This window comes from Pedobacter terrestris (assembly GCF_052343045.1).
In the GTDB taxonomy this organism is placed as follows: domain Bacteria; phylum Bacteroidota; class Bacteroidia; order Sphingobacteriales; family Sphingobacteriaceae; genus Pedobacter.
Window position 1 is genome coordinate 3361912 of record NZ_CP180264.1, and the last position, 12510, is coordinate 3374421.

At 38.5% G+C, this 12510-nt stretch carries 13 protein-coding genes and 1 tRNA gene; 5 read left to right on the forward strand and 9 right to left on the reverse strand.

Translation table 11 applies throughout. The annotated features are described in order from the left end of the window. Positions 1 to 35 precede the first annotated feature (35 nt). The gene (locus ACJVDH_RS14210) at positions 36 to 518 is read right to left on the reverse strand and encodes a GNAT family N-acetyltransferase (protein ID WP_443944063.1); all 483 of its coding nucleotides are present in this window, start codon (positions 516 to 518) and stop codon (positions 36 to 38) included. A gap of 100 nt (positions 519 to 618) precedes the next feature. Here ACJVDH_RS14210 and ACJVDH_RS14215 point away from each other — a divergent pair, with 100 nt between their 5' ends. Next, entirely contained in the window at positions 619 to 966 is a 348-nt protein-coding gene (locus ACJVDH_RS14215) for a hypothetical protein (RefSeq protein WP_443944064.1), read from the forward strand. A 92-nt stretch (positions 967 to 1058) separates the two neighbouring features. Beyond that, positions 1059 to 1661, forward strand: a complete 603-nt coding sequence (locus ACJVDH_RS14220) for a hypothetical protein (protein WP_443944065.1) — start codon at positions 1059 to 1061, stop codon at positions 1659 to 1661. 51 nt (positions 1662 to 1712) lie between these two features. On the opposite strand, the gene hxlA is transcribed toward ACJVDH_RS14220, so the two are convergent. Together hxlA and hxlB are read right to left on the reverse strand one after the other, a co-directional pair. After that, positions 1713 to 2345 (reverse strand): 3-hexulose-6-phosphate synthase, encoded by a 633-nt coding sequence (gene hxlA, locus ACJVDH_RS14225; RefSeq protein ID WP_443944066.1) that lies wholly within the window; start codon positions 2343 to 2345, stop codon positions 1713 to 1715. Positions 2346 to 2376: 31 nt separating this feature from the next. Further along, positions 2377 to 2979 carry a 6-phospho-3-hexuloisomerase gene (gene hxlB, locus ACJVDH_RS14230; RefSeq protein WP_443944067.1) on the reverse strand — a complete coding sequence of 201 codons (603 nt, stop codon included), beginning with the start codon at positions 2977 to 2979 and terminating at the stop codon, positions 2377 to 2379. Positions 2980 to 3179: 200 nt separating this feature from the next. Here hxlB and ACJVDH_RS14235 point away from each other — a divergent pair, with 200 nt between their 5' ends. Beyond that, positions 3180 to 4031, forward strand: a complete 852-nt coding sequence (locus ACJVDH_RS14235) for a helix-turn-helix domain-containing protein (protein WP_443944068.1) — start codon at positions 3180 to 3182, stop codon at positions 4029 to 4031. Here the strand turns inward: ACJVDH_RS14235 and ACJVDH_RS14240 are convergent. Next, positions 4028 to 5635, reverse strand: a complete 1608-nt coding sequence (locus tag ACJVDH_RS14240; protein WP_443944069.1) for a S41 family peptidase — start codon at positions 5633 to 5635, stop codon at positions 4028 to 4030. The two genes, ACJVDH_RS14235 and ACJVDH_RS14240, sit on opposite strands and share 4 nt — an antisense overlap. Before the next feature lie 439 nt (positions 5636 to 6074). Further along, entirely contained in the window at positions 6075 to 6389 is a 315-nt protein-coding gene (locus tag ACJVDH_RS14245) for a hypothetical protein (RefSeq protein WP_443944070.1), read from the reverse strand. 247 nt (positions 6390 to 6636) lie between these two features. Between ACJVDH_RS14245 and ACJVDH_RS14250 the strand changes: the two genes are divergently transcribed. Together ACJVDH_RS14250 and ACJVDH_RS14255 are read left to right on the forward strand one after the other, a co-directional pair. Beyond that, positions 6637 to 6876 carry a winged helix-turn-helix transcriptional regulator gene (locus ACJVDH_RS14250; RefSeq protein ID WP_443944071.1) on the forward strand — a complete coding sequence of 80 codons (240 nt, stop codon included), beginning with the start codon at positions 6637 to 6639 and terminating at the stop codon, positions 6874 to 6876. Positions 6877 to 6882: 6 nt separating this feature from the next. After that, the gene (locus ACJVDH_RS14255) at positions 6883 to 7884 is read left to right on the forward strand and encodes an FAD:protein FMN transferase (RefSeq protein WP_443944072.1); all 1002 of its coding nucleotides are present in this window, start codon (positions 6883 to 6885) and stop codon (positions 7882 to 7884) included. A gap of 35 nt (positions 7885 to 7919) precedes the next feature. Here ACJVDH_RS14255 and ACJVDH_RS14260 read toward each other — a convergent pair whose 3' ends face one another. The 4 genes from ACJVDH_RS14260 to ACJVDH_RS14275 form a co-directional block, all read right to left on the reverse strand. Beyond that, positions 7920 to 10115 carry a PepSY domain-containing protein gene (locus ACJVDH_RS14260; RefSeq protein ID WP_443944073.1) on the reverse strand — a complete coding sequence of 732 codons (2196 nt, stop codon included), beginning with the start codon at positions 10113 to 10115 and terminating at the stop codon, positions 7920 to 7922. Positions 10116 to 10125: 10 nt separating this feature from the next. Further along, positions 10126 to 10611, reverse strand: a complete 486-nt coding sequence (locus ACJVDH_RS14265; RefSeq protein WP_443944074.1) for a DUF2271 domain-containing protein — start codon at positions 10609 to 10611, stop codon at positions 10126 to 10128. Between the two features lie 4 nt (positions 10612 to 10615). Further along, entirely contained in the window at positions 10616 to 12088 is a 1473-nt protein-coding gene (locus tag ACJVDH_RS14270) for an ankyrin repeat domain-containing protein (RefSeq protein WP_443944075.1), read from the reverse strand. Positions 12089 to 12421: 333 nt separating this feature from the next. Continuing rightward, positions 12422 to 12494 (reverse strand) — tRNA-Phe (locus tag ACJVDH_RS14275). Positions 12495 to 12510 lie beyond the last annotated feature (16 nt).

Sequence of the window (12510 nt, forward strand, 5' to 3'; positions counted from 1 at the left end):
CTCATTCAAAATTTATTTCCGATTGATCGAAATCATTAAAGTACCAGCAACATCCAAATGGTGCATGCAAAATGCCCTGAATTTCCAAGTGGCCCGTTTAACATTTTAAATCCGGCTTTTTCATAAATACCGATTGCTTTTGACAATTCTGGAAGCGATTCCAGGTACATTTCATTATACCCGTAATGTTGGGCAGATTCTATACTTTTTTGCATCAGCATTTTGCCAACTCCAGTTCCTCTAACCGCAGCAGAAACATAATATTTCACCAATTCTACACAACCTTCAGGTAATCCATCGGTAGGAAAAATTCCGCAACCGCCAACGATTTCGCCATTTTGCTCGGCAATCCAATATGCTGAACCTTCGATCTTAAATACTTCGGATAGATGATCCGTTGTTGGATCTGTATATACCGTTCCGGGACGATCTGTTTTAAACTCACGCATTACTGCTCTAATCATTTCAGCAGTTGAAGCATTGTCTTTTTCTTCTAATTTTCTATAGGTAACGGACATGGAATATTTTTCGGGCTAAGTTATAAATGCCTAGCCAACATTTAAAAAAAACAAACAAATTCTATTGTAATTGTTTATTCTTTAATAAAAGCTAAAGGATATGGAAAATACAGATAAGAAAACTACCGCAGAAAACGAGCATCCAAAACCGACAGAAGATGTACAAATGGAAATTGAAACGGTAATTCCATCAACCGCTGAAGATGCGATTGAAGAACGAAAAAATGCTTTTCAGGATGAAGATACAAAACCGCAGGAGGAACAGGAAACTGCAGAAAAAGCTGCAAATCAAGACGTAAAAAAAGATGAAGCTGTTCAATCCAAATCCGTAGAAAACGAAGAGAAAACAGAAAATGATTCGCCTGAAGTGCATAATTCTCCCGATAATGAAAAAAAAGATGGCGATGATGAACGCGATCAGATAGAAACCATTACGCCCAGCGCCTAAGTAGCAATTTAAAGTCTTGCCTAGGCACACTGAAATAGTTTTATAAATTTGGCGTTATTGTTGTTAGCACAACACCAGCAACACGAAATAAAATGAAACAGAAACTATTGCTTTGTCTTTTCACTGTAGGCTTATTAAGCTGTGGAATTAACAAACAGGCCCAACAAATTAAAGCACTTGAAAATTGCAATTACAAAATTACAGGTGTGCAGCAAGTAACGGTTGCGGGCGCAGACGTAAAACAAATTCTTGAACAGCAGAATTTTAACTTGGCCAGTTTGCCTGGTGTAGCTTTGGGTTTGTTGCGAAAAGATATTCCTTTGCGTGCCAATGTCAACTTAGAAATTTCTAATCCATCAAATCAATTGGCTGCAATCAATCAGTTTGAATATAAAATTTTGGTGAATAATACAGATTTGGCAGAAGGTTTAGTAAATCAAAATGTAAGTATTGGTCAAGGCCAAACGGTAACAGTTCCCGTTCAGCTTACCAGCAATATTTACGGATTAATTTCTAATACCAATATCTTTAATGATATTCTTAAAGCGGCAAAAAAGGGATCGTCTTCTAAAGATGAAAAACTGGGTTTATTAACCATCAAAATTAAACCGACATTTATGCTTGGCAACACGCCGGTAAAATATCCGGGTTACATTACAATAAATAAAGACATTAGCAGTAAAATTTTGCTGTAAACAAAAAGCGCTACCAAGTGGTAGCGCTTTTTGTTTGAAAACATTTTAAGATTATGCAGCATCTATCGCTTCGCGAAGTGCTTTTGCCGCTTGCGCAGGATCTTCTGCAGCATAAATTGCAGCACCGGCAACGGCAACCTGTGCACCCGCTTTAATTACTGCACTTACGTTGTCTAAATTAACACCGCCGGCAATGGAAACTGGTACGCCAGCTCTTGCAGCTTCATCAATCAAAACCTGGATAGAATAACCTTCAGTCCATTGCTCGTCTAAACCAGCATGCAACTCTACAAACTCTACGCCTAATGCAGTAACTTCTTGTGCTCTTTTTACGCGGTCTGGATAACCAATTGTATCTACAACAACACCTTTTCCATGTGCTTTTGCTGCTTTAACTGCGCCAATAATTGTTGCATTTCCGGCTGCACCCATAACGGTAACCAAATCTGCACCTGCTTTAAAAGCAATATCAGCTTCAAGTTCTCCTGCATCTGCAGTTTTTAAATCTGCAAACACCAATTTATCGGGGTGTGCCTTTTTCATTGCTGTGATTACTGAAGAACCTACATTTTTGATTAACGGAGTACCCAATTCAATAATATCTACGTAAGGAGCCACTTTTGCAGCCAAAGCCAATGCATCTTCTGTGGTTAATAAATCTATTGCTACTTGTAATTTTGCCATGATTTTATATATATAATTGTTAATATTCTTCCTATTCAAGGTTTGCGTGTCTTTTCCAAAGTTCCTCAGCAGGTGTTCCGTCAAGTTTCCAAAGCGATTGAAAAACAGCATCCATTAAAAGCAATAAAAACTGTTCAAATAAACTTCCTGCATATTGCTTAGAGTTTGCACCGCCATGATCTTGCTTTTCTGCAGCTGCAATCCGTACGCTGTAATCTGCAAGGGCAGCCAATGGCGATTGAATATTGGTGGTTAACGCCACAACCGTAGCACCTGCCAACTTCGACTTTTCTGCTGCGCGAACAATGGTACTCGTAGTTCCCGATCCGGAAGCCGCAATCAGTAAATCACCCGGCTTAATGGCTGGCGTTGTGGTTTCTCCAACAAAATAAACGTTCATACCCAAATGCATTAAACGCATGGCTGCTGCCCGCATCGCAAAACCAGATCGCCCGGCAGAAATAATAAAAATTCGTTCTGCTTGCTGGATATAATTGACGAAAGGAATTAAACTCTCCAGATCCATTTTTTTGGTGAGTGCGAGATTTTCTTCGAGAATTAAATCGAGACTCAATTGAAGATCCCAGATTAATTGTTGATTGTCCATTGTTTCTTGTTGCATGTCGGCGTTCATAACCTTGTTTTATGGTCGGCTAAAGTAGCGCGCGGGTGTGGATTACCTGTTATACATTTCACACATTATGTTGGACAATTGGGAAATTTTCAGCCGAAAAAGTCATCTTTAAACCATAAAAAACGGGCATTTCCTTATAGTCCTCCTCAATTATCCGATTATCCAATACAACAATTTCCGATTGGGTATCTTTGCTTATCATGAATAACCCAACAACAGCCGTACTCGAAAAATCTCTGATTTACATCCGCAATCTGGCCAATTGTCCGCCGAGTTATCTAAACGATCCCGGAAGGAAAGATTTTTTCGAAATTGTATGGTTGAAAAATGAGTACCCACTTCATCAGGTAGAAGAAGGACAAAACATTCAGGGCGATTGGATTTACCTTATTCCACCCTATCGCGTACATCAGCTTAATAAAGCGGGCAAAAACGGCGAATTAATTTCTTTTAAACGGGATGTTCTGGATGAAGGCGACAAGGAGTTTTTTCTGGATCTGTTTAAAATGTTTAACGTTCAGGGGGAATTTTCTTGTTTAAAACTGGATGTAAATTCCTCATCGGCTTTGCAGGGCATTTACAGTTTAATGGCGCAAGAATATCAGGCGCAAAGTATAACCATGGTTAAGGCCTTTCTGAAAGTATTTCTGTTAAAACTGATTCAGGTGAAAGAGCATGAATTTACCGAGCACGACATTAACCAGAAAAGAGTTTATGCTTTTTTGATGTTGTTGGAAAGTAATTTTAAAGAAATGCGCCAAATTGATTTTTATGCTGATGAATTGGGCATTAGTGCAAAAAGACTAAATCAAATCTTGAAAGAAAAATTGGATAAAACGGGGATGCAAATTATCCACGATAGGATTATACTGGAAGCCAAACGGCAAATTATCCACAGTGAAAACACAATAAAAGAAATAGCCTATCAGTTGAGTTTCACCGATAGGCCATATTTCAGTAGGTTTTTTAAAAAGCAAACCGGGCAAACGCCCGAAGAGTTTCAGCGCCAGGCCAAAACCCATATAGAGTCTAAATTTAATACGTTGGTTTAAAACGATCCTTTTGGTGTTCCGACCATTCCATTAAACCGATCTACATTGAGTTTTAAATTTGCGGTCCGATCTTCAGCAACAGAAGCGAATGTTTTTGCTGCTGTTGTAGAACGTGCAGCAGTTGATGACGTTGTAGATGTTGGCAAAACAAATGTGCCTCTTTCTGCATAATTAAGCGCATATTTCAGTAATGTTTCCTGCGTGTCGCCAAAGTTTCTGGACAGATCTTCATTAGCCTGTTGGTCTGGCGTCATTCCGGCATAATAACCGCCACTATTTGCCTGATTTTTGGTTTCAAATTCAGGAATATACATATCGAAATCATTAATCCGGATCGGGAAAAATCCTACCGGCTTACCGTATGTCGTTCCGCCGATCACTTTCACATCCATGACAGGTTTCAAATTATTGATGGTCAGCTCGCTTGCGGATGCAGTAGCACTTGTAACCAGAAAATAAACTCTGCTGATGTTTAATGTTCCGGCTTTGGCAAACTTTTCAATATTATCTGCACTCGTTGTAGAATAATTCAAATCGGCATAAGTTGCATATTTCCCGTTAACACCCGAAGTAAAAGTTTGTAAGCCTCCAGAGGTGCCTAGCAGCGGCTGATGTACTAAAATTGAAGTCTGTCGTTGCGCTGTGGTGAGGTTTTGCAAATAACTATTGTAAAAGTAGGTAAACATCGTACTACCTGTTTGCGCAGCAGGTGCAATGTAATTTGTAAGTTCAGCAGCAGTGCTCACATAACCACCTCCATTTGTTCTCAAATCAACAATTAGTTCTGTAATCCCTTCAGAAGCAAATCTTGAAAATACCGATGCGAGCTCTGAGCTTACATTATTTGTGAAACTATTAAATACCATGTAGCCAACCTTTTTAGAACCTACGGTATATACATTCGTGTATAAAATTGGACTAAATGTGTAACTGGTTTTTGTTAGCGTTACAGTTTTTGACGTACCAGTCAAATCTGTGAAGGTTAATGTTAAGCTATTTGCTGTTCCAAAAATAGCCGCATTGAGCATATCTATAGAGGACGAACTAGTTGAATTAATATTCGTGCTACCATTTACAGCTGTTATTAAACAGCCCCTTGTTAAGCCTGCAAGACCTGCAGGAGAAGTTGGATATACATAGCGAACGTACAATGTCGTCTGGCTTCTAAAACCAGCAGAAAAACCGAAATCGGTAGATGTGCCATCCAAATCTGCTTTCAATGCGCCTCTGCTTCCTGTAGTTGTGGTCACATAATCAAGGTAAGAATATTTTGGTTCCGTGTACCCAGCTAAATATTCATATGGCCTTCCTGTACTTGCATTAATTGCAATCTGGCTCAATGCATACAACTCTGTTTCATTTGAACTGTAACTTCTTGGGTTAAAAGCCTCATAAGTTGGCAATGATGTATTCCAGTAATAAAGTTCTTTTGCATACAGAAACATAGAGTCTCTGGTCAACTCTGTTCTACTTGCGGTAGTTGTTGTGGTTGTAGTTGGTGTGGTTGTAGGCGTTTCTGTGATGCTGGTTTTTTTACAGGAAGCGACCAATCCTGAAGCAATACCAACCAGCATTATAATTTGGTAGAATTTTATTTTTCCCATGTTTCTTTGATAGATTATTTTTATAAGACGGCCCTGTAAAAATCCGTATGCAGTTTAGCCAGCATTAGATAACTGAAATTAGTTCATAATATTGTGTTGGGACGACAGGTATCGGCAAAAGGCTTAAATCTCCCGATAAAATTAGTGAATATTTTTTCACTATTATCGGGAGCATTAAAATAAAAAATGCGTCAAGTCTGTCTAAAAAATCTACATTTCTCAACAACTGTATTTCTGCTGCTTTTCTATAATTTGCCTAGCTATCTACGTAGAATCTTTTTGTAGGGATGTAGAAAAATTGTTTTTTTTTATACTAATCTATAGCGGCATCTAAAAAAATGGTCAGTTGAATACAAGGCTTACCAAACGGTTGTTCTATGCATGGTTGGTGCCGCGGTGTACCACAATATCTCCAGCTTTCAGCAGCGTTTCACTTTCATCAACGATCGAAAAAAGTTCGCCGCTTAAAATGATGATATAATCCAGAGTATTTGTTTGGTGCACCATTGGATGCGGTTCGCCTGGCTCCCATTATAACGTCCAACTCTTCATCAAGCGGAATCTGCGCATAACGGAAATAACTTCCGTTTTTGGGCGTATTGGGGAAAGCAGAATTTTCAAGTGGATTTTCTGCGTCCAAACTCACCGGACTGGAATTGGTATTATAAGTATCAGATATAATTAATCCAGGGAAGTGTTTAGAAACGTTTTTCACCAATTGATCTTCTTCTATAACAGATTTGCCATCTTGCACTCCCGTAACTATTCTTCAGGGAAATGTATTTATTTTTCCACTTTCCTAATTGATTTTTCTATTTTATTCTCATCATGCAAAGCCTTCAACCTCCTCCATATTATTTATTAAAACGCACATCTCGATTATTGCGCTTACAAAAGCTACAACGCCAAAACTATTCATCGTAAAATTTATATTTGCTATGGTTTAACAATTGGTAACCGGTAACCTGGGGGTAAGTATGGCAAAAATAAAAAACGGTGAGATGAGGAGAAATGCCACCTGCGGTGAAGAACCGATGGCAATACACGATAGTTTGAACGTGCTTGGCGGAAAATGGAAACTGATGATTTTATGCTTCCTGGCAAACAGAATACATCAAACCATTCATTTCGCCAAACTGCTAAAAGAAATCGGTTCTATATCTGGAAAAATGCTGCGCAAAGAATTGAGAGCATTGGATCCTTTTACCAGTAACAGAAACATTCTTCCAATTAAATTCTGATATTACGTGAAAACAAAACTTATAATCGCCTGCTTGCTGTTCAGTATTTCTGCCTCTGCACAAGTGTTGCGCCACAGAACAACATTGTTAATGGGCAGCCGCTTTGACATTACTATTGTTGCAGAAGATTCGCTTAAAGCCGAACAAAATATAGATACCGTAATCCACGAAATTAGCCGGATTGAAGCATTGATATCCGATTGGAAAGCAGATTCTCAGGTATCAGAGGTAAACCGCCAAGCCGGAGAACATCCTGTTAAGGTAGATAAAGAAGTTTTTGATTTGGCCAAACGCGCCTTAAAACTTTCTGAACTTACTGGCGGAGCATTTGATATTAGCTTTGCTGCGATGGATAGAATCTGGAAATTTGATGGGTCTATGGTCGAAATGCCTGCTCCTGAAGCTGTGGCTAAGTCTGTAGAAAAAGTCGGCTATAAAAATATTATTCTGGATAGCATCAATTCTACTATTTTTCTGAGAAAAAAAGGAATGAAAATTGGTTTTGGTGCTTTGGGCGAAGGTTATGCTGCAGACAGATCTAAAGCAATGATGTTGGCCAGAGGAATTAAAGCCGGAATTGTAAATGGTTCTGGTGATATGAACACCTGGGGAAAACACCCGAAAGGAAACCACTGGACGATCGGTATTACCGATCCTTTTCATAAGGACAGTCTTTATGCGGTTGTACCTTTACAAAAAAGTGCCGTAACTACGTCTGGCAGTTATGAAAAATTTGTAATTTTTAATGGCAAACGTTATTCGCATATCATCAATCCGGTTACTGGATATCCCGCTACCGGTTTATGCAGCGTTACGATATTTGGACCAAGTGCAGAACAGGCCAACGGATTTAGTACCTCTATTATGATTTTGGGTAAAGAAAAAGGATTGGAATTGATTAACCGTTTTCCGGAGTTTAGCTGCTTAATGTTTAGCGACGATGGACAAGTTTTCCGCTCAAAAAATCTAAGTGAAAAGACATTAAAAAACTGGCAAAATAATTTGTAAACAAAAACAGGATACTTTCGGTATCGTGTTTTTGTTTAATAACAATCCATTAAGATTTGCCCGTGTGATTGATAGTAACTTAACGATTTTCCGTTTTGCGATTGTGTTCTGGCATCGAGCCATTTCATTACGTCATTCTGCATACTCAGTGAGCCGCACAACATAAGCGTGCCTCCATTTTCTAGCGTTCGGATTACAAAATCACTGTCGCGTTCCAATAAATCTTTAACATATTGTTTGCCGCCTTCTCTCGAAAGCGCAACATTAAGCTTCGTTAATTTCTGATTTTGCAATGCCGATTGAAGCTGTTCGTTATAAAGTGAAACAGATGTTTCAGATCTAAATCCGCAATATAAATGGCATTTTGCCATACTTTCGTTTTCACCTATCATGCCCAAAAACGGCGCAATTCCGGTTCCGTTAGAAATAAGTATAACTGTTTTGGCTTTAGCGGGAAAATGAAAATGTTCATTTTGTATTACAGTTGCTGCAATACTATCGCCAACATTTAAGTTGTATAGAAATCCAGATCCCAAACCATTTTGATGCAGTTTTACGCTCAAGTGTACGTTGCCATTAACTTTACCAATAGAATATAAACGTTCGCGGTAATCATTTGCCGGATAAATGCCCAGTAAATCCCCTGAAGAAAATTTGTGCCTGCGTACAGGTTTCAGAGCAATCATAAATGATTTTTCTGTTTCGCCGGCAACGATTTTACTTGCCACCACAAATTTCTGGGTTTTTACGGGTTTGGTTTCCAGAAGTTGAGACAATAATGAAATTGAAATATCTGCAGCTTGCGACCAAACATTTGCCCAGTGGGTAAATTCTTCTGGTGAACGATCATTCACCGTGTGAATTTCTGTTAGCGGCTTTGCCCAAACTTGTTTAGAAAGCAGGTTATTGATCTCGTAACCGAATTTGCAAAAATCGGGATAAGTATGAGAACCAAATGCCACAACCGAAAACTTAATGTTATTTTTCTGCGGAAATTTTTCAAGCAAGTCGAAAAACTTAGTGCTGTTAGTTGGTGCATCACCAATGCCGTAAGTTGCCGTAAACACGAGCATTTGTTTTGCCTTCGGATATTCTTTATAAGCATTCAATTCTGACAGAAAAACTTTTTTACCCGCTTTAAGCAACTGTTGATGTATGGCTTTTGCAAAGCGAAATGTGGTTCCATTTTCTGAGCCAACCAAAATAATATATTCCGCCTGGTCTGATTTGAATTTGTTTTTTACACGGTTTGCCCTTCGTTTTAATGTCATAGCAAAACCCGAATAAATAAAAAACAAAATATTTACCGATGCCAAAGCCAGAACGATTGCCCAAATCATATGGCTACGGCCCGTATGAAGATCCATACTGAGGTTAGACAACATGGTAGACATTGCATATTTTTTTTCCGTGAGGATATCTCCGGTAATTTGGTTTACTGTAAGTTCCCGATCTTTAAGTTTGAGTGTATAATAATCTTCTACATCTTCAGAAAAAGGAAATTCTATAGATTGGACATCGGCAAGTGCCGTATTTTTAAAAATATCGAAATCTGAAAGTTTTTTCTGCGGAGCAGTTTTTAGCGCATCGAAATCTATCTTATGCGTAATCTTCTCTTCTTTTATCAAACCAAACCGACTCAAAGACATATATGTGCCGCTGAGCGTGATGATCAAAATCGGGATGAGTAGCAAACGCCCCAGAACAACATGATAATATTGTGCGAAATTATCGCGTACAATCTTCGCGAAGAAGCGTTTTAAACTTCTTTGTCGCTGGATGATGAGTACGGTACCGGAAACAGAGACTAAAAAAAGTAAAAAAGCCGTTATTCCAACAAACAACCTGCCAAGCTCATGCAAAAACAAAGAGCGGTGTAAAGTTGTCATCCATTGGAAAAATTCGCTCTCTTTTTCAACCTTTCCCAGTCCTTTTCCTGTAATTGGGTTGACATAGAAGTTACCGCTGGCATCGGTAGAATCGGTTCCGTTAACTTTAACAAACTGATTGGCATCGACTGCAAGTTCGCTGATGTCGCTATAATTCTTCTGTATTACGGGCAACACCTGAGCCAGACGAATTTCACTGAAATGCTCCGCTTTGTACGGGCGGGTTTTCTCAGTTATTGGTTTAAATGAAAGGATGATACCAGTTACGGATGCAAGCGCTATAAAAAGAAAAGAAGATACAGCCAAGGCTAAATGGCTGTATCTCCAGAAAGAAATGGTCATTGATAAAATTTTAATTGGCGCTGAAACGAACGTATCTGATGTATCCTGTTCCTTCGGTTTTTGCGGATAATCCTTCGGTAGTTAAAGGAACTTCAATATCTTTCAAGTTATATTTCTGATCTTCTACAGCGGTTTCAAAACGCAATTTGTAGCCTTTGTTAATTTTGGCTGTTTCGATTTCAAGAACGGCTACACTTCTATCGCCACCGGTTACAGATGCACCGCTAATTGCACTAATGTTTGTGGGTTTGGCTTTATAGAATTTATTCCACTCTTTTAAATCCGGATACCACTTTTTGTCTGATCCCATTACATAAAGTGTTTTCTCATAAGCTCCCTTTGGATCAATTAATGAAAGGGCAATATATGCGCCTTCTCCCATATAATTGGTCATCTGAACCATACACTTGTATTTTGTAGTTTGTGCAGAAACGTTCAAAGGTTTTATGAAAGCCAGAATCGACAGCAATAGTGATAATTTTAAAAAATTCTTCATTATATTATTTTAAGAAATCTACAGATACGTTGTTTTTTGTTAAAAATTCATTTTCCTTCGCCAAATCGTATGGCGTTTCTTCAAAGTTTGTTTTCAGCTCTTTTTTTGCACCTATAGAAACCAAATATTCTAAAATATCAGTTTTTTTGGCGGTCATAGCTGCTTTATGCAAAGCCGTATACCCTTCTTTATTCTGAATATTTACATCAATTTTTAAAGGTTCAATACGCTTTAGAAGTGAAATATCGTTTTTGGTCAAAGCAAGGTGATACAGCGTATTTCCATTTTTTTGAATGGCTTTTAGATCAAATCCTTTGTCAGTTAATACTTTAAGTTTAGCCTCAAAATCTGCTACCCTTTGTGGGTTATATCCCTGAATCAGATAAGCCGCAAGGTTTTCGCCATTTTTATCTTCAACGCTGAAGTTTGCACCTTTACTTAATAAAAACGCTACCACTTCTGCAGAATTTCCACGTACAGCCATTGCCAGTGCAGAAACACCTTGTGCATTTAACTGGTTAATATTTTTTACGCTTTTAGCGAGTAATTCTATTGTTGGCAAATCTCTGTTAGATGCCGCTGCGACTATAAAAGCCGTATTTCCGTCTTTGTCAGCTTGGTTTACGTCTACTCCTTTTGACAAAAAGTATGAAATAATTTCTTGTTGTTTTGGTCTTTTTACAATGTAACTGAGAACATTTTCTCCATTAGTACCAACTGCAGTAGGTTTAATATTCAGGCTTTCCAGAAATTTATAAACTTCCATTCCGTTTGCATCTCTTCTGGTGCCTTGAGCTGCCAAAATCATTGCATTATCATTGTACTTAACGCCTTTAGCGATAAGTTTTTTCATCAGTTCGATATTTCCACCTTTTGCTGCATAGTTTACTGCAGTGTTCCCGGCAGCATCTTTGCTATTTAAGTCAAGACCTTTAGAAATAAAATATTCCGTCAATTTCAATTCCGGATCATTTGGAACTGCAATTAGAAGTGCATTTGCACCATCGTGGTTCAAATCGGTTTTCAACTTCTCGCCACTTTTAATAAACAAATCGTAGATCGCTGTATTTTGCTGGCCAGCTGTAGCCGCAAAAGTCAATGGCGAATAACCATGGCTATCTTGCGTGTCCAGTTTTGCACCGTTTTTCAGGAGATATTCCACAACAGCTACATTACCTCTCGATGCAGCCCAGAAAACATACGTACGGCTATCATGCGTAAGTTTATTTAAATCGTTCCCTTTTTGGCTAAGCAAATAAATTATAGATTCCGCTGGCGCATCATTGTTAATGGCCATAACAACCGGATCAAAAGACATCGGGTTCATCTGAGAAGGGTTGTTTCCCTGCTCAATTGCGTCCTTAACAGCAGTTACATCTGGTTTATCTTTCCAAAAAGCTGCTTCAAGAAATACGTTTTTTTGTGCTTGTGCGGCGAGCGATGCGATAGTAAGAATCGCCATGAATATCTTTTTCATTTTAATATTTGCAGTTTAGAATAGGTGTATAGTTCCGTCTTATTGATCTGACAATATTCCGCAAATTTAATAAGATTGATTCTAAATAAAGATATGTTTGACATTTTTATTTAGACAACATTGTTATTACTCAATTCAAGGATGAAGCGGGAAATGGAATTGAATTTCCTGACCGATTGGAAGATTGTAAATAGCGCTAACCAGATGGATAAATTGCTCGCAGAATTGACCAAACTTTAATTGATCAGCTTAATAAGGTCCTGGCGAAAAATTTAACGTCGCTTAAAACTTTTTAAAATGAAAAAAGCCTCAGCGAACTGAAGCTTTTTGAAGTGGTGCCACCTGGATTCGAACCAGGGACACAAGGATTTTCAGTCCTTTGCTCTACCGACTGAGCTATGGCACCTCCCGTTTGGGATTGC